Source organism: Oribacterium sinus (assembly GCF_963537195.1).
Lineage (GTDB): Bacteria > Bacillota > Clostridia > Lachnospirales > Lachnospiraceae > Oribacterium > Oribacterium sinus_A.
In genome coordinates this window covers 1-19,133 of the sequence record NZ_CAUTEG010000042.1, presented here as the reverse complement: position 1 = coordinate 19,133, position 19,133 = coordinate 1, and the positions used below count along the sequence as shown (strand labels likewise).

Sequence of the window (19,133 nt, the reverse complement as noted above, 5' to 3'; positions counted from 1 at the left end):
AATGACTCATGGATAATTTATCCATGAACGGGCCTTCCATCTTGCCGATAAAGAAGAAAATTCTTAGCTGTGACAGTGGTAAAGAACTCGACAGAATTCCATAACATTTTTCTATATTATCACAACATTTTTCCATATTATATTTTCTTGCCGGAAGTATAATATGGGGTAGAATATTGTTTTCAAGAGCGAAGCCGGAGAAGAAAGATTTTTTCGAAACCGGCCGGGGAATGTTTTTTTGAAGCTGATTCCGGGAAGGTTTTTGTGCGGAGGCTCTTGTGCTTTAGGAGGAAAAGATGAAAAAAAGAAGTTTAGCGGTATCAGTGGTGATGGGGCTTATGGCCCTGGGATTGGTTGCTTGCGGCGGAAGCAAGAGTGCTTCTTCCGAGAGTACAGCAAGCGGAAGCGGTGAGCAGGGAGCTTCCTCTGACGAGCTTTCCGTAGCAATCTGGGATACTAACCAGGAACCGGGTATTAAGGAGATTTTAGATGATTTCACTAAGGAGACCGGAATCAAGACTAAGATTTCCGTTGTAAAGTGGAATGAGTACTGGACCATGCTGGAGGCAGGAGCTCAGGGCGGATCTTTACCGGATGTTTTCTGGATGCACTCTAACGAATCAGAGCGTTATATGAGTAATGATATGCTCTTGGATTTGACGGATAAGATTAAGGCTTCCGATAAGATTAAAGTGGAGAACTATCCGGAGGATATCTGGGGGCTTTATACCTACAAGGACCATTACTATGCAGTTCCTAAGGACATTGATACCATTGCCATTTGGTATAATAAAAAGCTTTTCGATGAGGCGGGAGTTCCTTATCCTACATCCGACTGGACCTGGGATGATTTAACGGAAACCGCAAGAAAGTTGACAAAATCTGACGGCTCTCAGTACGGCTTGGCAGTAAAGATGGATAACAATCAGGCAGGATATTATAACCTGATTTATGATAAGGGCGGATATGTTATCAGTGACGATAAGAAGAAGTCCGGATGGGATGATCCAAAGACCATCGAAGGAATGAATATTTTAGATACCTGGATTAAGGAAGGCTTGATGCCATCTGCTGAGACGATGTCCGAGAACGGAGAGGAAGTATTGTTCCAGTCCGGAAAGGTAGCTATGGTTCCTCAGGGCTCTTGGATGATTGCCAGCTACAAGGCTAATGAGTACACAGCGCAGAATGCCGATATTGTAGAGCTTCCCAAGGATGCTAAAACAGGTAAGAGAGTTTCCTTATACAACGGTTTGGGATGGGCTGCCGCAAAGAATGGTAAGCATACAGAAGAGGCATGGAAGCTGATTGAGTATTTGGGTTCTGAGCCGGCACAGAAGAAGCAGGCTGAACTTGGAGTAACCATGTCCGCTTACAAGGGAACCTCCGATGCATGGGTAAAGAGTGCAAACTTTAACCTGCAGGCTTATCTGAACATGATGGATGATATGGTAATTCGTCCTTATTCCAGAAGTACTGTAAGCTGGGAAAATGCAGATAATGAAATCATTACCAAGGTTTATACCGGAGAGCTTACCATGGAAGAAGCATGTAAGCAGATGGCTGAACAAATGAATGAAAAGCTCGCAGAAGAGCAGAAGTAATTTGATTCTTAACGAGTATCGCACGCGTAGTGTGCGATATCTCGTTTAAAAGAAAAGTACCAGGGTCGATTGCGTATAGAAGAGGGGTTGTGAAAAAAGAAGGGACGAGAGAAGAATTCTTTTTTTACAGCCTCTTTTTCTAAAATTTCCGGGATGTTTTCTTGGGAATACCTGTTTGCTTACCTTTACACTTTTTTAAAAGGAGGCAAGTATGTTAAGGAAGTACGCATTGGCACTTGGCTTAAGCCTGTTAGGATTGATGGCCTGTGGACAGAAGGCGGAAAATTCCGGGGGAAATTCTTCAGAGGGATCCGGAACAACAGCCCGGGAGAGCGCTAAGGAAACAGCGAAAGCAGAGGGAGAAAACAATTCGGATGTAACTCTCTCCGTATCCATCTGGGATACCAACCAGGAGCCCGGACTGGAAGAAATCATGGCGGATTTCACTAAGGAAACAGGGATTAAAACGAAGATTACCGTTGTGCGTTGGGCGGATTACTGGACTGCTATGGAAGCTGCTGCACAGGGCGGTTCTTTGCCGGATGTTTTCTGGATGCACTCTAACGAATCAGAGCGGTACATGAGTAACGGGATGCTTCTGGATCTGACGGATTACATTAAGAATTCCGAAGTGATTCAGAAAGAGAATTATCCCACTGATATCTGGAGTCTTTACGGCTATGAGGGCAAGGACTATGCAGTACCTAAGGATATAGATACGATTGCTCTTTGGTACAATAAGAAAATGTTTGATGAGGCAGGCTTAGCTTATCCAACTGCCGATTGGACCTGGGATGACTTAACGGAATCTGCCAGAAAGCTAAAAAAGCCGGATGGTTCTCAGTATGGTTTTTGCTTAAAGCCCAACAATGATCAGGCAGGCTATTACAATATGATTTTGGACAGAGGCGGATACATTCTAAATGATGATAAGACAAAATCCGGCTATGACGATCCGAAGAGTATTGAAGCTATGCAGATTTTGGAGACCTGGATTAAGGAAGATTTGATTCCTTCCGCAGAGACCATGTCCGAAAATTCCGAAGATGTTCTATTCCAGTCCGGCAAGGTGGCAATGATTACCCAGGGTTCCTGGATGATTGCGGCACATAAGAAGAATGATTTCAGCTTGGCTAATGCGGATTGCGTAGAGCTTCCAAAGGATAAAGTGACCGGAAGAAGAGTGTCTATCTACAATGGTTTAGGATGGGCTGCGGCAGCCAACACTAAGCATAAGGAAGAGGCTTGGAAGCTGATTGAATATATGGGTTCCGAAAAGGCACAGAGAAAGCAGGCAGAGCTTGGCATTACCATGTCGGCTTACAAGGGTACTTCTCAGGAATGGGCAAAGAGCGCGCCCTTTAATTTACAGGCCTATCTCAACATGATGGAAGATATGGAGATTCTTCCCTTCTCCAGAAGCACAGTAACCTGGGAGGATGCCAATACAGAGTTGGTTACTAAGGTATATACGGGAGAGCTGACGATGGAGGAAGCTTGTAAAAAGATGGCGGCACAGATGAATGAGAAGCTTGCTGAAGAGCATGCTAAGTAAATATAAAACAATGAGCGAATCAGCATTTAAAACAGTATTTATTAAAACTTTTCAAAAAGCGTTCTTAATAGCATTCACAACAGCATTTATTACGGCATTTATCACGGCGCTTTTGAAAGCTTTCAAAACGCTAAATAAGGCAAGGAAATAAAATGTTGCAAAAACAAATTTTGAAGTCCGGTATTTAGTAGAAAAGGAGTAGCTATGGTAGAAGAGGAAAAGAAAGTATTTTCATTTACCAGTAGAGAGAAAAACGAATTTATTTGGGGCTGGTTATTTATCCTGCCAACGATAATCGGTTTAGTGGTTTTGAATATTATTCCTATTATCAACACCATTTATCAAAGCTTCTTTAAGACGGGAGACTTTGGTAGAGGAAACATTTTTGTTGGCTTGCAAAATTACCAGAAGGTTTTTGCGGATAAGGAAATCTGGCAGGCCCTGATTAATACGGTGCGTTATGCGATTGTGGAAGTCCCCTTCTCCATAGCTATTTCCCTGGTTTTGGCAGTGCTGTTAAATAAGAAAATCAAGGGAAGATCGGTGTATAGAACCATTATCTTCCTCCCTATGGTGGCGGCTCCTGCTGCTATTGCCATGGTTTGGCGCTGGTTATACAATTCCGACTTCGGTTTGTTAAACCATATTTTTCATAGCAAAATTAACTGGGTAAGTAGCCCAAGTATTGCCGTTTACAGTATTGCGGTAATAGGTATCTGGTCTATTTTGGGCTATAATATGGTGCTTTTCCTTGCGGGATTACAGGAAATTCCCGGAGATTATTACGAGGCGGCGGAGATTGACGGGGCAACCGGTATTTCCAGTTTCTTTAACATTACTCTGCCTTTACTTTCTCCCACAATTTTCTTTGTTTTGGTAACCAGAGTCATTGCCAGCTTACAGGTATTTGACTTGATTTATATGGTAATTGATAACACCAACCCGGCACTGGGAAAAACCCAGTCTTTGGTCTATCTTTTCTATAAGTATTCCTTTGTAAATAAAAACATCGGTTATGGTTCAACCATTGTGGTGGTACTCCTTCTTCTGACCTTACTGGTTACTGTGTTACAGATGATCGGGCAGAAGAAATGGGTTTACTATAACTAAGAAAGGAGTAGCTATGGAAAGTTTAGAGAGAAATAGAAAAATCAGCAGTTTTATTATTCACTTATCCTTGGTTTTGATTTCCATTACCATGTTGATTCCCTTCCTCTGGATGGTTCTGACAGCCTTTAAGAGTATTACAGAGGCAACATCCGTGGATCCATTTATTATCTTCCCGAAGGTTTGGCGAACAGATGCCTTTAAGGCGGTTTTTGCCAACATGGATTTCCTTCTGCTCTATAGAAATACCCTGCTTTTGATTTTCTTTAGAGTGCTTTGTGCGGTGGTAACGGCAACCATGGCGGGTTATGCCTTTGCCAGACTCCGTTTTCCGGGAAGAGATCTTGCATTTTCCCTGGTTTTATTCCAAATGATGGTACCGACTCAGGTCTTTTTGATTCCGCAGTATTTGATGGTTTCCAAGATGGGAATGTTAAATACGATTTTTGCTCTGGTTTTCCCGGGACTGGTTACCGCCTTTGGAACCTTCCTTTTAAGACAGGGCTTTATGGGACTGCCCAAGGACCTGGAGGAGGCTGCCAGACTGGATGGCTGTAATATCGGGCAAACCTTCCTTTTCGTGATGATGCCTTTGATGCGTTCTTCCATGGTGGCACTTGGAATTTTCACAGCCCTCTTTGCCTATAAGGATTTGATGTGGCCCATGATTGTAAATACGGATAAGGATATGTTGGTTTTATCCTCTGCTTTGGCAAAGATGCAGGGGCAGTATGTGGTGAAATTCCCGGAACTGATGGCGGCTTCTTTAATTGCCTGTGTTCCTATGATTATCTTGTATATTTTGTTCCAAAAGCAGTTTATTGAAGGAATTGCTACCAGTGGCGGAAAGCTGTAGGAATGGAGGCGTAGAATGCATTTTGATATAGTTTTTCATGAAAAAGAAAGAGTTTTTCACTTATATAACGAGAAGATTTCCTATCTTATGCGGGTAATGGAAAATGAGCAGCTGGAGCATTTGTATTATGGAAAGAGAATCCATGATAGAGAAGGGTTTTCCTCCCTCCATGAAGAGGCTCAGCGTTCTCAGATGAGTGTTTGTATTCCGGAGCCGGGCTCACTTTCCATGCAATATGCTACCCAGGAATATCCTTCCTATGGAACGGGAGATTATCGCAGTCCAGCCTTTTCCATCCTGCAGGAAAATGGCAGTAGGGTATCCGACTTCCGTTATCGGGGCTATGAGATTAAGAAGGGAAAGCCCAGCTACCTGCCCTTACCAATGTCTTATGTGGAAGAGGATGATGAGGCTTTGACTTTGGATATTTTCCTGGTGGATGCTGTCAGTGAGACAGAGCTTCGTTTGGAATATACCCTTTATAGAGACTATCCGGTGCTTTGCCGAAATGTTTGCTTTACCCAAATGGGAGCGGAAAAAATCCACTTAGAGGCGGCCCTCAGTATGAGTGTGGAATTCTTGGATAAAGATTTTACCATGCTTCATTTGGCAGGTGCCTGGGGAAGAGAGCGCTATGTAAAAACCAGAAAATTGGAAATGGGTATCCAAAGCATTCAAAGCTTAAACGGTACCTGTTCCGGTGCGGAGCATAACCCCTTTATTGCCCTGCTTCGTCCGGATGCCAATGAGGATCAGGGAAAGGTTTACGGCTTTAATCTGGTTTACAGCGGAAACTTCCTTTCTCAAGTAGAGGTATCCACCTTTGATATGACCAGAGTAATGCTGGGAATTAATCCACAGAACTTCTCCTATTGCCTCTCCGAGGGTGAGTCCTTCCAAAGCCCGGAGGTGGTGATGGCCTATTCCGAGGATGGCTTGAACGGTTTAAGTCAGGTTTATCACCGTTTCTTTAAAAACCGCCTTATGCACGGAAAATACAAGAATCAGGAACGCCCGATTCTTTTAAATAACTGGGAGGCTACCTTCTTTGACTTTAATGAGGAGAAGATTCTTCACATTGCCAAGAAGGCAAAGGAAGTGGGAGCGGAGCTTTTCGTATTGGATGACGGCTGGTTTGGAAAGAGAAATGATGATTACAGAGGCCTTGGGGACTGGGATGCCAACTTGGAAAAACTTCCCCAGGGAATTGCAGGCCTGTCCAAGAAGGTAGAGGCTTTGGGACTGAAGTTCGGCCTTTGGTTTGAAGTGGAAATGGTCAACATGGATTCCGACCTGTACCGTGCTCATCCGGATTGGATGATTGCTACTCCGGGACGTTTTCCAAGCCATGCCAGACACCAGCACGTACTGGATTATTCCAGAAAAGAGGTTGTAGACTATATTTACGGAAAGATGGCAAAGATTCTTAGAGAATCCTCCATTTCCTATATTAAGTGGGATATGAACCGCTATATGTCCGAGCCCTATTCTGCTGCATTGAATGCGGAGAGACAGGGAGAGATGATGCATAGATATATTCTTGGAGTCTATGATTTGTATCATCGTCTGACTACGGAGTTCCCGGATGTGCTTTTTGAATCCTGTGCCAGCGGTGGAGCCAGATATGATGCGGGACTGATGTACTATGCTCCCCAGACCTGGTGCAGTGATGACTCGGATGCGGCGGAGAGAGCAAAGATTCAGTACGGAACCTCCATTGCCTACCCCATTGTCAGTATCGGTTCCCATGTATCGCAGGTGCCTAATCAGCAGCTTTATAGAAATACCCCATTGGAAACCAGAGCCAATATGGCTTACTTCGGAACCTTCGGTTATGAGCTGGATTTAAATCTTCTTCCCGAGAAAGAAATTGAAGAGGTGAAGAAGCAGATTCAGTTTATGAAGGAGTATCGGAAGCTGATTCAGATCGACGGAGACTTTTATCGCCTCCGTTCTCCTTTCAAGGGAAATGAAACTGCATTTATGGTGGTATCTCCCAAGAAGGACCGGGCCTTGGCCATGTATTTCCAGACCTTAAATCATGTAAATGCTTCCTGGATTCGCTTTAAGCTAAAGGGCTTGGAGGAGGATCGTCTATACAGAGTACAGGCGGATTTAAGCCCCTGTTTGGAAAGATTGGAAAATCCTGTTTTACATGCTTCCTTTAATTTGGAAAAGAAGAGCTTGGATTATCAGGCTTATGGCAGCGAGCTTATGGAAGTGGGAATTCCTATCTCCAGGGATGACTTAAGCAGAAAGGGAGGAGACTTTGCCTCCATCCTTTTCAAGATTGATGCCAAGTCTTAGAGAGAAAGAAAAATAAATATAGGAGGTAGAGAGAGGAGAGTCTATGGAGAAAAGCGAAGAGAAGAGCCCTTTTCTTTTTCTTGATCCCGGTCTCCCTCTCTTTTTACTGAGATGGAAAGACAAACTGTAGATTTTGTGAAAGATCCCTTTGGCTGTTTTTTGGGGGAGGAGCAGCGTTCTTTGAATTTTCAGGACGCTGAGAATAAGGCCTCCGACCTACAGCTGATGTATTGCGGAAAAGAACGCTGTGTTCCGGGGCATCGTTATGGACCAAATAAGCGAAATTTGTATCTTTTGCATGTGGTCTATTCAGGTGTAGGGACATTATTCGTTAACGGAGAATACTATCATTTATCCAAAGGAAATGCTTTTCTTTTATATCCCCACATAGAGGCCTGGTATGAGGCGGATTTAACGGAACCCTGGTCTTATTTTTGGATTGGCGTGCGGGGAGTGGATGCGGACAGTTTTTTTACCGAAGCCGGCTTTAGCAGGGAAAAACCGGTGGGAATCGTGCATCAGATGGATAATCTATTATTGTATATCAATAAAATATTACAAAAACAGGATTATACCATTGAAGAGCAATTATCCAGAAGCGCTTATATGCACTTGTTTTTTGCCAATCTTCTCAGGGGAAAGCAGGAAGAAACGCATTGGGGAGGACCGTTAAAGGATTTAGGCAGTCACAGTGCCAGAGTGAGAGCCTATCTGGATGAGCATTATCATGAAGATATCTCCATTAGCGCTTTAGCGAAGGAAATGGGAATTCATCGCGCCCATCTTTTTAACAGCTTTAAAAAGGATACCGGTTACTCTCCCAAGGAATATTTACTCTATATCCGGATGCAAAATGCCAAGGCCATGCTTCGTAGGACAAGAAAGTCCATAGCGGAAATTGCCTATATGGTGGGCTATCATGACCCTTTAAGCTTTTCCAAGATTTTTCGGCAGAAAATAGGGGTAAGTCCTTTGCAGTATAGAAACATGAAAGAAGAGATGCTGTATAACCGGGAAACCGGAGAATATTTGCAACATTTGTATTAAGGAAAATGTATCAAGGAAAATGGATTTTCTTGACAAAAAAGAATTTTATAAGATAGACTTTAACGGAACTAAGGTGAATGGTCGCTGCTGCCAAGTGCAGGAGAGGAAAGTCCGGGCTTCATAGAGCAGGATGCCTGATAACGTCAGGTTGAGGTGACTCACAGGAAAGTGCAACAGAAAATAACCGCCGGTTTCCGGTAAGGGTGAAAAGGGGGTGTAAGAGACCACCGGTTTCCTGGTAACAGGAAATGCTATGTAAACCCCATCCGAAGCAAGGTTAAACAGAGGGCATAAGGTGGCTCGCCTGCCCTCGGGTAAACCGCTTGAGGCTTATGGCGACATAAGTCCTAGATAGATGACCATTTTTAACATAACCCGGCTTATAGCCATAGTTCCCCCCTCTCTTAGGAGAGGGGGATTTTTTTTAGGCTTCTACTTCTACCTTTTCCATGATTACCTTTTCTACAGGAGCATCCTGAAAACCGGTTTCTACAGAAGCAATTTCATCTACTACATCCAAGCCTTCGATGACTTTTCCGAATGCGGCATACTGTCCATCCAAATGAGGCGCTGCTTCATGCATAATGAAGAACTGGGAGCCGGCAGAGTTGGGATCCATGGAACGAGCCATAGAAATGACACCCTTTTCATGCTTTAAGGGATTGTCTACACCGTTACTCTTAAACTCTCCCTTAATGCTGTAACCGGGGCCGCCCATTCCGTTTCCATCCGGGTCTCCTCCCTGAATCATAAAGCCGGAAATAATACGGTGGAAGGTCAGTCCGTTATAAAAGCCCTTCTTTACCAGGTCTAAAAAGTTCTCTACGGTAATGGGGGCAGTTTCAGGATACAGTTCCAAACGAATCACCTTGCCACTGTCCATCGTAATGCGTACAATAGGATTTGCCATAATACACTCCTTTATTCTGATAAATTATTGTGAAATCAAAGGAATTGTATCAGCTTTTTAGAGGGCTTACAAGCCGGACTTAAATAGAATAAGCGGGAAAAATGAGGATAAGATATCGAAAATGTCGCAAATACAGGAAATAGATGAAATACAGGAAGAGAAATCTAATATAATACAAGAAGAAAAATCTAATACGGTTCAGGGAGAAGAGAAACAAAGTATTCTTTCCTATGCGTCCTGTAGACTTTGCCCAAGGGAATGTAAGGTAAACCGCCTTAAGGGTGAACGGGGATTTTGTCATGCGGGAAGTATTATGCATATCGGAAGAGCAGCGCCCCATTTTTGGGAGGAGCCCTGTCTTTCCGGAAGCAAGGGAAGCGGAACTATTTTCTTTTCTTACTGCAGTCTATCCTGTGTTTTTTGCCAAAACCAAAGGCTTTCTCGAGGAGAAATCGGAAAGGCGGTTTCTGTAGAAGAGCTTTATCAGCATTTTCTGAGCTTGGAAAAGCTGGGCTGTCACAATATCAATCTGGTTACGGGAGAGCATTATCTTCCGGGGATTTTAGAAGCGATTGGCTTGGCTAAGAAAAGAGGCTTTAGCTTGCCTTTTGTCTGGAACTGCTCCGGTTATCAAAGTAGTGAGGTATTGGCAAGCTGCGAAGGGCTTATCGATATTTATCTCTTTGATTTTAAATACATAAAGGAAGATACGGCTTTACGCTATTCCAAGGCAAAGGACTACCCGATGAGGGCAAAGGAAGCTCTGGCGGAGTGTATACGCCAGTGTCCCGAACTTGAATATAAGGAGGGACTTTTACAAAAAGGTGTGATTCTTCGACATTTGCTCCTGCCGAATCAGGTGTATCAGGCGAAAAAAGTGTTAAAATATGCCTATGAAGAGTACGGAGAAAATATTTTATACAGTTTACTTCGGCAATACATTCCTTATGGAAATCTTGAGGCTTACCCAGAGATTGACCGTCGAGTCTACGGAAAAGAGTATGAAAAATGGATTCGTTATGCTGAAGAGCTAGGAATTCAAAACGCCTATATGCAAGAGGAAGAAAGTGCCAAAGAAAGCTTTATTCCGGAATTTACGGAGAAAAGAATTTAGAGAAGATATGTTTTGCGTGGTATATCAATGGAAACGTTAAACAATAAAGAGCATAAAGTGTAATAAATATCCAGGTAGGCAAAGAAAGTTTGCAGTAAAGAGAAATTATCAGGCAATTATAGAAAGGATATGAAATGAAAAAATATATCATGGCCTTAGATGCGGGTACCACCAGTACCAGAGCTATCCTTTTTGACGAAGAGGGAGAGTCTATATTCAAGGCTCAAAAAGAGTTTCCCCAGTATTATCCGAAGCCCGGTTATGTGGAGCATCATCCCAATGAAATCTGGCAAAGCCAGTTGGCGGTAGCAAGAGAATGTCTGGAAAAATCGGGGATTCCCTCTGCATCTTTATTAGCCATCGGTATTACCAATCAAAGGGAAAGTACCATTGTATGGGATAGAAAGACGGGACAGGCCATTTATCCCGCTATTGTTTGGCAGTGCAGAAGAACTACGGAATGGATAAAGGAAGCGCAAAAGTCTCATCCGGAGATTTCAGAAAAGATTCGGGAAAAAACCGGTCTGGTTTTTGACCCTTATTTTTCCGCCACGAAGATTCGATGGATTTTAGACCATGTGGAGGGGGCTCAGGAAAGGGCGGAGGCGGGAGAACTTTGCTTCGGTACCGTGGATACCTGGTTGATGTATAAGTTGAGTAAGGGAAACTGTTTTGTTACGGATTATACCAATGCATCAAGAACCTTGCTGTTTAACATTCATAGTTTGGAATGGGATGAGGAGCTTCTGTCCTTTTTTAGAATTCCCAGGGCTATGCTTCCCAAGGTAAATCCTTCCTCCGGCTTCTTCGGAGAGGTGGATCCGGAGTTTTTGGGAAGGCCCGTTCCTATCTGTGGAGTGGCGGGAGATCAGCAGGCAGCTCTTTTCGGACAATGTTGCTTCCAAAAGGGGGATGTGAAAAATACCTACGGCACCGGCTGCTTTATGCTGATGAATACAGGAAATCAGGCCATTCTTTCGAAACACGGCTTGCTGAGTACCATTGCCTGGGGCATTGACGGAAAGGTGCAGTATGCTTTGGAGGGATCTGTGTATGTAGGAGGAGCGGTCATTCAGTGGCTAAGAGATGAACTGCACATGCTGGATAAGGCGGAGGATTCGGAGTATTTTGCATCTAAGGTGGAGGACAGCAACGGTTGCTATATCGTGCCGGCATTTACAGGACTTGGAGCACCCTACTGGGATCCCTTTGCTAGAGGAAGTATTACCGGACTGACCAGAGGGGTAAACAAAAATCACATTATCCGAGCTGCCCTGGAGTCCATTGCCTTTCAAAGTAGAGATCTGCTTCTTGCTATGGAGCAGGATATGGGCCAGCGCCTTAGAAGTCTTCGGGTGGATGGAGGAGCCTCCGGTAATAATTTCCTCATGCAGTTTCAAGCGGATTTAATGCAGGCCTCCGTGATTCGTCCCCGTTCTATAGAAACCACCGCCTTGGGAGCAGCCTATCTGGCGGGACTTTCTGTTGGACTTTATGAATCCATGGACAGCCTGGAGGAACGGCATCATGTGGAAATGGAATTCTTCCCCAAGATGACCCGGGAGAAAAGAGAAGAAAAAGTCCGGGGCTGGAAAAAAGCATTGGAAGCAAGCTTCGGCTTCGGAAAAGAGGATTAAACTAAGAATCGCATTTTGACAATAGATTTTCACTTATGGAAAGAGGGAACAATTTGGAAACAAAAATGACTTGTATGAACTGTAGAAGAGGCTGTACATTGGAAGTGAGCTATGAAGGAAACAGATTGATTTCCGTCACAGGCAATGGATGTGGAAGAGGGAAGGCTTTTGCCGAAAGAGAGATTTCCGAGACTAAGGCTAGCTTTCTCTCGGAGATTCGCTTGATAGGTTCCAAGGAATTTCTTCCGGTAAAGACGGAGAAAGCCATTCCCAAGGAGAAATTTTCAGAGGCGGAGGCTTTTTGTAAGGGCTTCCGAGTACCTATTCCTATCCGAATAGGCGATATTTTGGTAAATGACTTCTGTCAAACCGGAGTTCGCTTGATAGCCTTGAAAAGTATACGTTAATATTAATCTGGAAGTATTGAAGAGAATAGATTTCTAAAATGTAGTTAGCGTTGTATAACCAAAAGAAGAGGAAAAGTGCTTGATATTACAGGCTTTTTTCTCTTCTTTTGTTTTTTTTCTTATAATCCTATAAAATTACTAGGAATAGTATTGTCACATGATTTTGCCTCGTTTATAATCCCAAACATAGTCAAGAAGATGTTATGAATTGCTGTTATTGGTTCAGAATTAAAGAATCAGGGAATTGAACCGTTTTGTTTGTACAGATTGGTTTACGGTGGCAAGTCCAAGCATCTTAATGATAAGACAGAAAGGTCTTTATATATTTGGAGGGAATATGGCGGAATTACTAAAGATAAAAGATTTATCCGTTTCAGTAGAAGAAAAAGGAATTTTAAAGAATGTGAACCTGTCCATCAATAAGGGTGAAACCCATGTACTGATGGGACCTAACGGAGCAGGAAAGTCTACCTTGGGAAATGCTCTTATGGGAAATCCCCGGTACAGCATTACCAACGGACAGATTCTTTTTGACGGGGAAGATATTACCCATGAAGCGGTGGATAAGAGAGCTAAGAGAGGAATTTTCCTTTCCTTCCAAAACCCCTTGGAGGTTCCGGGAGTAAGCCTCGGAAACTTCATTCGTTCCGCTATGGAACAGCGTTTCGGAAAGAGAATCCGCCTTTGGGATTTTCGTAAGGAGCTTAAGAAGTCCATGGATATCCTGGGGATGGATCATAGCTATGCAGAGCGTGATTTAAATGTAGGTTTCTCCGGTGGAGAGAAAAAGAAGGCGGAGATTTTACAGCTTCTGATGTTAAAACCCGGTCTTGCCATTCTTGATGAGACAGATTCCGGACTGGATGTGGATGCGGTAAGAACCGTTTCCGAAGGGATCAAGGAGTATCAGAAGAATATGGAAGGCTCCCTTTTAATTATCACCCACTCTACAAGAATTTTAGAGTCCTTGACAGTAGATAAGACGCATGTGGTGATTAACGGTGTGATGAAGGCTGAGGGAGACGGAAGTCTGGTAGATAAAATCAACAACGAAGGTTTTGAATCTTTTTTGGAGAAGGAATAAATCCTTCTATTTGGAAAGCTAGAGGATAGTATGGCAAAGGAAAGAACAGAAGTTCAAGATATTGATCGTTCTTTATATGATTTTCGATATGAAGAAAAGGACAGCGACTTCTATAAAATCAAAGAGGGCTTAACAGCGGAAATCGTAGAGGAGATTTCGGATAAGAAAAATGATCCTCAGTGGATGAGGGATTTTCGCCTAAAGGCCTTGGAAGTTTATCATAAAACAGATATCCCCAATTGGGGACCGGATATCTCCGACTTAAACATGGATAATATTGTGACCTATGTTAAGCCGAAAACCAAGATGTCCGCAGACTGGGAAGAGGTTCCCGAGGATATTAAGAATACCTTTGAAAAGCTTGGTATCCCTGAGGCGGAAAGAAAGAGCTTAGCAGGTGTGGGCGCTCAGTATGACTCTGAGCTTGTATACCATAACCTGCAGGAGGAGGTAGCTGCCAAGGGTGTGGTTTATTCCGATATCGAATCTGCCCTTCACGGTCCTTACGGGGAAATGATTGAGAAGCATTTTATGAAGCTGGTTCCCCCAACAGACCATAAGTTTGCGGCTCTTCACGGGGCGGTATGGTCCGGTGGTTCCTTCGTGTATGTTCCCAAGGGGGTAAATGTTGAAATTCCCCTCCAGTCCTATTTCCGTCTGAATGCACCGGGAGCAGGACAGTTTGAACATACCTTAATCATTGTGGATGAGGGAGCGGAGTTACACTTTATTGAAGGCTGTTCCGCACCGAAGTACAATGTGGCAAACCTCCATGCGGGATGTGTAGAGCTTTTCGTTGGAAAAAATGCCAAGCTTCGTTATTCCACCATTGAGAACTGGTCCAAGAATATGTATAACTTAAACACCAAAAGAGCCAGAGTGGAAGAAAACGGTATTATGGAATGGGTTTCCGGTTCCTTCGGTTCCCATATTTCCTATCTGTATCCTATGACCATTTTAAAGGGAGATAATGCCAGGGCAGAATTTACCGGAGTAACCTTTGCGGGAGCAGGGCAGAATCTGGATACCGGTGCCAAGATGGTGCATATCGGAAAAGATACCAGCTCCTATATCAATACCCGTTCTATTTCCAAGAGCGGCGGTATTTCCACCTATCGTTCTGCGGTGGTAATTCAAAATCAGGCGAAAAATGCAAAGTCTGCGGTATCCTGTCAATCTTTGATGCTGGATGATCAGTCCCGTTCCGATACGGTTCCTGCCATTGATGTTCGTACTAACCAGGCGGATGTGGGACATGAGGCAAAGATTGGAAGAATCTCCGATGAAGCGGTATTTTATCTGATGTCCCGAGGCATTCCCGAGGAGGAGGCTAAATCTCTGATTGTCAGCGGATTTGCGGACTCCGTTTCCAAGGAGTTACCTTTGGAATATGCGGTGGAGATGAATAACCTGATTCGTTTGGAGATGGTGGGAGCCATCGGCTAGGAAGGAGGAATTGTGCGTACAGAAGAATTAATTATCAATAAAATGCCGGTTCCTACATTTCGCTGGCTGAAAATGAATGAAAGTAAAATTAAGATTGAGGGAGCATTTCAATCCTTTACACCGGAAATAGAAGAAGAGGCCACTAGAGGAGAGGGAGACTTCTCTCGAGTAGTCAGCGGTTTGGGAGAGGAATTAGCCGGTCTTGCGAAGGAAGACGGCTGTGAAAGCACCGGCTATCGCATTAAAAAGGGTGAAGCCAAGGCTCCCATGATTATGCATTTTCTTTATGAGAGTAAAGAGAACCAGCATTCTTCCTTCTGCTTCTATCTGGAGGAGGGGGCAAAGCTTACTCTCTTCTTGCATAGAGAATCAGAGGAGAAGGCGGAAGGTTCCGCTTATTTACAGGAAAAGTTTATTTTAGAAAAAAATGCAGAGCTGAATCTGATTTTGGTGAGTAAGTTCGGTGATGCATTCCAAAGCTATGATGATTTATCTTTGCAGCTTCAGGAATCTTCGAAGGTAAAGCTTAGCGCAATTCATCTTTGCGGAAAGAGTGCCCATATAGGCTATCGGGCTGATCTTTTAGGAAACCGCAGTGAGGCGGAGATGCATCTTGGCTACTTCTTGGAGAAGCAGGAGAGAGCGGACTACAACCTTTTGGTAAATCATTTCGGAAAGAAGAGCGAGTCTCATATTTACTGTGACGGCGTTCTGAGAGGAGAAGCCTTCAAAATTTTCCGCGGCACTATTGACCTAAAGCATGGGGCAAAGGGTGCCTGCGGTAATGAACAGGAAAATGTGCTTTTGATGGATGACAATGTGGTAAACCAGACCATCCCGGTCATTCTTTGTGATGAGGATGATGTGGAAGGAAACCACGGTGCTACCATCGGTCGTTTGGACGAGGACAGTGTCTTTTATATGCAAAGTAGGGGCATGGATTTGGAAAGCACCTATGAGCTGATGGCGGAAGCCAGAATGGAAAATGTTATTCACAGCATTTCCGATAAGAGTATTCAGGCATATATTGAGGAGACTATCAGAGGAAAGGGTAAGGAAGAGGAATAATGGAATTGGCAAGAGAGGAATTGGCGAAAAAATTAAAAGAAGATTTTCCTATTTTCAAAACAGGAAGTTTTGCCTACTTGGATAATGCGGCAACTACCCAAAAGCCAAAGCAGGTTTTGGAAGCTATGGAGCATTATTATCATGCGGAAAATGCCAACCCTCTCCGTGGGCTCTACGAGCTTTCTTTAAAGGCTACGGAAGCCTATGAAGAGGCGAGGGAAGCTGTGGCGAAGTTCCTGAATGCGAAGGAAAGTGCGGAAATCATCTTTGTAAGAAATGCTACCGAGGGATTGAACCTTATCGCCTATACCTATGGCAGAGCCTTTTTGCAGGAGGGAGATGAAATCATGCTCCCGATTTCGGAGCATCACAGTAATTTTATTCCCTGGCAGCAGCTGGCAAAGGAAAAGGGATTAAAGCTTCATTTTCTGGAGCCCAATGAAGAGGGCATTATTACGGAAGAAAGCTTCCGAGCAGTATTAAATCCAAAGGTAAAGCTGGTGGCCATGGCGCAGGTTTCCAATGTTCTTGGAAATATTCAGGACATTAAACTGTTTGCAAAGCTTACGCATGAAATTGGAGCGGTATTTGTTTGTGACGGAGCCCAGTCCGTTCCCCACACCAAGGTGGATGTTCAGGATTTGGATGTGGACTTTTTGGTATTTTCCGGCCATAAGCTCTATGCTCCCATGGGAATCGGCGCCGTATACGGAAAGAAGGAGCTTCTGGAAAAGATGCCTCCCTTCCTTTTCGGCGGAGAAATGATTGAATATGTGACCAAGGAAGGCGCCACCTGGGCAGAGCTTCCTCATAAGTTTGAGGCGGGTACGGTAAATGTTGGCGGTGCGGTTGGTCTTACAGCGGCGATTTCTTATCTTGATAAAGTCGGATTTTCCTTTATTGAGGAAAGAGAGGCGGAGCTCTGTGCTTATCTCATGGAGGGAATGGAAAAAATCCCCCATGTACACATCATAGGTTCCAAAGATCCGAAAAGACATCATGGCATTGTAACCTTTACTATAGACGGGGTTCATCCCCATGATATTGCAGCCATTTTCAATTCCAATCAGGTTTGCGTCCGGGCGGGACACCACTGTGCTCAGCCTTTGATGAAATTCCTGGGAACACCAAGTACCACCAGAGTCAGTCTTGGCCTTTACAATACTAAGGAAGATGTGGATGCCTTTTTGGCGGCGTTAAAAACTATTCGAGGAGTGATGGGATATGGGGAGTAATACCTATTATAATGAGATTTTAACAGAGCATAATATTCGTCCGAACAATAAATATAAGATGGAGGATGCCAGCTTTTCTTTAGAGGGAGTGAACCCCAGCTGTGGAGACGATATCGTCTTGTATTTAAAGTTGGATAAGGATAATGTTATTTCCGAAGCCAGCTTTGATGGAGACGGCTGTGCAATTTCTCAGGCCAGTGCAGATATTATGTGCGATTTAATCATAGGAAAAACAAAGGACGAAGCCCTTCGGCTTTCTGAAATCTTTCTGCGCATGATTCGGGGAAAGATTTCGGAGGAGGAAAAGGAAGAGCTGGAAGAAGCCGGAATCCTGGAGGATATTTCCCACATGCCTGCCAGAGTAAAGTGTGCCGTACTTGGTTGGAGAACCATGGATGAAATCTTTAAGGATGCGGATGAAGGAAAGATTGACAAGTATTCCGGAAAGTTTGATTAAAAGGGGCTTACAGCTCCTTTTTTGGTGAATTAAGGTAAGAAAAGAGCCTTGATTTATGTCGTTTCTTACATAAATCAAGGCTCTTTATCTTAGCGACGAGGATGGGACTTGAACCCACAACCCGCAGAACGGGCACCAACTTTCCAGGCTGGCCGACTACCATTATCACACCTCGTCTCAATCAACTGTGCCAGTATACCATTAGCTTTTTTGAAAATCAAGCATTATTTTTTAGAACTTTGCTGTATTTTTCGAAACGATACGTTATAATGAAGCTAACTAAAGAGAAAGGAGAGGCTTCATGCTGGAGTACTTGAATTTAAAGCTGGACGGACTGGGTGTAGGGGAAAGCTCATTGAACATTTGGATGAAGAATGGTCGGATTAAGTATGCCTATGATGCGCCTGTAGAGGATGAGGGTCCGGCTCTTGTCTTGAATGTGCCCAAAGAATCTTCGGAAAGCTTCTTAAACTCTTTAGATGAGTGTGCCATACCGAAGTGGAAGCGTAGCTATTTTCAGGAAAAAAAAGGAGGTATTCCTGCATTTTCCTTCCGTTGGTTTTTGCTGTATAAAGAAGAGAATCAAGAGGCGAAAGAGTATCAAGGGATTAATAGTGTTCCGGGAAGTTGGAACCGTTTTATTGCTTCTTTAAACAGACTGACGGCTGAAGTGAACAGCGCGAATTCTCATCAGATTATGCGTTTTTCCTTACGTGTGGAAGAGGAAAGGGAGAATGTAAGCTGGAATCCTTTGACACAGAAAGAAGAAAGAGAGGATGTCTTTTTTGAAGAAACCCTGCTTCTTTCCAGAGAAAGTCAAAGCCTTGTTTACCTGCAGAACATGAATAAGCTTCCTTCGGTAAAGCATGAGTACTTTATACCCAAAATCGTGGATTATCTTTTGGGCAATATAGAACGGTATTTTCAACATTATGATCAGAGTGAGGGAAGCATAGGGGAAGAGAGTCCGGCCCTTTTAGAGATTACAATTCAATATCGGGATGGTCGGTATTTTCAGGTAAAGAGGTCCTATGATCGCTATGGCCTTCCGGATGACTGGGAAGACTTATTGGAGGACTTTCATAAGACTCTGTCCTACTACGGTGTATTCGGTTCTCTTTTTGATCCAAGACTGTATCGACATGGTGTGAAAGAAGGAGAACATATTTTTCTAAGCTGTTTATCTGAACCGAATGGAAAGCCTAGTTATTTTAGGAGCTTAGAGGACAATATTTCTGTGGGAGATTTTGTGCTGGTTCCCAGTCTGAAGCAGGAAAATGCGGAAACCGTGGAGATCGG

Annotated in this window: 16 protein-coding genes, 1 tRNA gene and 1 other RNA gene; 16 read left to right on the top strand and 2 right to left on the bottom strand. The window is 43.7% G+C overall.

The window, feature by feature from the left end; genetic code table 11:
- Positions 1-296: 296 nt before the first annotated feature.
- The 7 genes from RYL27_RS06300 to rnpB all read left to right on the top strand — a co-directional run bounded on the left by RYL27_RS06300 (position 297) and on the right by rnpB (position 8,875).
- On the top strand, positions 297-1,604 hold the full coding sequence (locus RYL27_RS06300; protein ID WP_007156390.1) for an ABC transporter substrate-binding protein: 1,308 nt from the start codon (positions 297-299) through the stop codon (positions 1,602-1,604).
- Between the two features lie 211 nt (positions 1,605-1,815).
- Positions 1,816-3,159, top strand: a complete 1,344-nt coding sequence (locus tag RYL27_RS06295; protein WP_314965999.1) for an ABC transporter substrate-binding protein — start codon at positions 1,816-1,818, stop codon at positions 3,157-3,159.
- 204 nt (positions 3,160-3,363) lie between these two features.
- Positions 3,364-4,269 carry a carbohydrate ABC transporter permease gene (locus RYL27_RS06290; protein WP_314344415.1) on the top strand — a complete coding sequence of 302 codons (906 nt, stop codon included), beginning with the start codon at positions 3,364-3,366 and terminating at the stop codon, positions 4,267-4,269.
- Positions 4,270-4,282: 13 nt separating this feature from the next.
- Positions 4,283-5,122 carry a carbohydrate ABC transporter permease gene (locus tag RYL27_RS06285; protein ID WP_314965997.1) on the top strand — a complete coding sequence of 280 codons (840 nt, stop codon included), beginning with the start codon at positions 4,283-4,285 and terminating at the stop codon, positions 5,120-5,122.
- Positions 5,123-5,137: 15 nt separating this feature from the next.
- The gene (locus RYL27_RS06280) at positions 5,138-7,429 is read left to right on the top strand and encodes an alpha-galactosidase (protein ID WP_314965995.1); all 2,292 of its coding nucleotides are present in this window, start codon (positions 5,138-5,140) and stop codon (positions 7,427-7,429) included.
- 180 nt (positions 7,430-7,609) lie between these two features.
- Positions 7,610-8,476: an AraC family transcriptional regulator gene (locus RYL27_RS06275; protein WP_314965994.1), complete on the top strand. Its 867-nt coding sequence runs from the start codon at positions 7,610-7,612 to the stop codon at positions 8,474-8,476.
- A 65-nt stretch (positions 8,477-8,541) separates the two neighbouring features.
- Positions 8,542-8,875, top strand: an RNA gene (gene rnpB, locus RYL27_RS06270) — RNase P RNA component class A.
- A 25-nt stretch (positions 8,876-8,900) separates the two neighbouring features.
- Here rnpB and RYL27_RS06265 read toward each other — a convergent pair.
- On the bottom strand, positions 8,901-9,386 hold the full coding sequence (locus RYL27_RS06265; protein ID WP_314329767.1) for a peptidylprolyl isomerase: 486 nt from the start codon (positions 9,384-9,386) through the stop codon (positions 8,901-8,903).
- A 121-nt stretch (positions 9,387-9,507) separates the two neighbouring features.
- Here RYL27_RS06265 and RYL27_RS06260 point away from each other — a divergent pair, with 121 nt between their 5' ends.
- The 8 genes from RYL27_RS06260 to sufU all read left to right on the top strand — a co-directional run bounded on the left by RYL27_RS06260 (position 9,508) and on the right by sufU (position 17,834).
- Positions 9,508-10,500, top strand: coding sequence for a radical SAM protein (locus RYL27_RS06260; RefSeq protein ID WP_314965991.1), 993 nt, complete (start codon positions 9,508-9,510; stop codon positions 10,498-10,500).
- A 134-nt stretch (positions 10,501-10,634) separates the two neighbouring features.
- On the top strand, positions 10,635-12,137 hold the full coding sequence (gene glpK, locus RYL27_RS06255; protein WP_314965989.1) for a glycerol kinase GlpK: 1,503 nt from the start codon (positions 10,635-10,637) through the stop codon (positions 12,135-12,137).
- Between the two features lie 65 nt (positions 12,138-12,202).
- On the top strand, positions 12,203-12,544 hold the full coding sequence (locus tag RYL27_RS06250) for a DUF1667 domain-containing protein (protein ID WP_314965987.1): 342 nt from the start codon (positions 12,203-12,205) through the stop codon (positions 12,542-12,544).
- A 337-nt stretch (positions 12,545-12,881) separates the two neighbouring features.
- Positions 12,882-13,628, top strand: coding sequence for a Fe-S cluster assembly ATPase SufC (sufC, locus tag RYL27_RS06245; protein ID WP_183684756.1), 747 nt, complete (start codon positions 12,882-12,884; stop codon positions 13,626-13,628).
- Between the two features lie 30 nt (positions 13,629-13,658).
- Positions 13,659-15,074 (top strand): Fe-S cluster assembly protein SufB, encoded by a 1,416-nt coding sequence (sufB, locus tag RYL27_RS06240; protein WP_183684755.1) that lies wholly within the window; start codon positions 13,659-13,661, stop codon positions 15,072-15,074.
- A gap of 12 nt (positions 15,075-15,086) precedes the next feature.
- Entirely contained in the window at positions 15,087-16,142 is a 1,056-nt protein-coding gene (locus RYL27_RS06235; RefSeq protein WP_183684754.1) for a SufD family Fe-S cluster assembly protein, read from the top strand.
- Complete coding sequence (locus RYL27_RS06230; RefSeq protein WP_183684753.1) at positions 16,142-17,377, top strand: aminotransferase class V-fold PLP-dependent enzyme; 1,236 nt, start codon at positions 16,142-16,144, stop codon at positions 17,375-17,377. The genes RYL27_RS06235 and RYL27_RS06230 overlap by 1 nt, the downstream gene beginning before the upstream one ends.
- Positions 17,367-17,834, top strand: a complete 468-nt coding sequence (sufU, locus tag RYL27_RS06225) for a Fe-S cluster assembly sulfur transfer protein SufU (protein ID WP_183684752.1) — start codon at positions 17,367-17,369, stop codon at positions 17,832-17,834. Before RYL27_RS06230 ends, sufU begins: the two co-directional genes overlap by 11 nt.
- A gap of 93 nt (positions 17,835-17,927) precedes the next feature.
- On the opposite strand, the gene RYL27_RS06220 is transcribed toward sufU, so the two are convergent.
- Positions 17,928-18,011: transfer RNA gene (locus RYL27_RS06220), tRNA-Ser, on the bottom strand.
- 124 nt (positions 18,012-18,135) lie between these two features.
- On the opposite strand from RYL27_RS06220, the gene RYL27_RS06215 reads away from it, so the two are divergent.
- Positions 18,136-19,133, top strand: a 998-nt coding sequence (locus tag RYL27_RS06215; protein ID WP_314965984.1) for a hypothetical protein, incomplete at its 3' end; no start/stop codon positions are given.

Bases quoted from the DNA above. Each gene is read 5' to 3' on its own strand.
- RYL27_RS06300 (WP_007156390.1), top strand. From the start codon at position 297: ATGAAAAAAAGAAGTTTAGCGGTATCAGTGGTGATGGGGCTTATGGCC.
- RYL27_RS06295 (WP_314965999.1), top strand. From the start codon at position 1,816: ATGTTAAGGAAGTACGCATTGGCACTTGGCTTAAGCCTGTTAGGATTG.
- RYL27_RS06290 (WP_314344415.1), top strand. From the start codon at position 3,364: ATGGTAGAAGAGGAAAAGAAAGTATTTTCATTTACCAGTAGAGAGAAA.
- RYL27_RS06285 (WP_314965997.1), top strand. From the start codon at position 4,283: ATGGAAAGTTTAGAGAGAAATAGAAAAATCAGCAGTTTTATTATTCAC.
- RYL27_RS06280 (WP_314965995.1), top strand. From the start codon at position 5,138: ATGCATTTTGATATAGTTTTTCATGAAAAAGAAAGAGTTTTTCACTTA.
- RYL27_RS06265 (WP_314329767.1), bottom strand. From the start codon at position 9,386: ATGGCAAATCCTATTGTACGCATTACGATGGACAGTGGCAAGGTGATT.
- RYL27_RS06260 (WP_314965991.1), top strand. From the start codon at position 9,508: ATGTCGCAAATACAGGAAATAGATGAAATACAGGAAGAGAAATCTAAT.
- glpK (WP_314965989.1), top strand. From the start codon at position 10,635: ATGAAAAAATATATCATGGCCTTAGATGCGGGTACCACCAGTACCAGA.
- RYL27_RS06250 (WP_314965987.1), top strand. From the start codon at position 12,203: ATGACTTGTATGAACTGTAGAAGAGGCTGTACATTGGAAGTGAGCTAT.
- sufC (WP_183684756.1), top strand. From the start codon at position 12,882: ATGGCGGAATTACTAAAGATAAAAGATTTATCCGTTTCAGTAGAAGAA.
- sufB (WP_183684755.1), top strand. From the start codon at position 13,659: ATGGCAAAGGAAAGAACAGAAGTTCAAGATATTGATCGTTCTTTATAT.
- RYL27_RS06230 (WP_183684753.1), top strand. From the start codon at position 16,142: ATGGAATTGGCAAGAGAGGAATTGGCGAAAAAATTAAAAGAAGATTTT.
- sufU (WP_183684752.1), top strand. From the start codon at position 17,367: ATGGGGAGTAATACCTATTATAATGAGATTTTAACAGAGCATAATATT.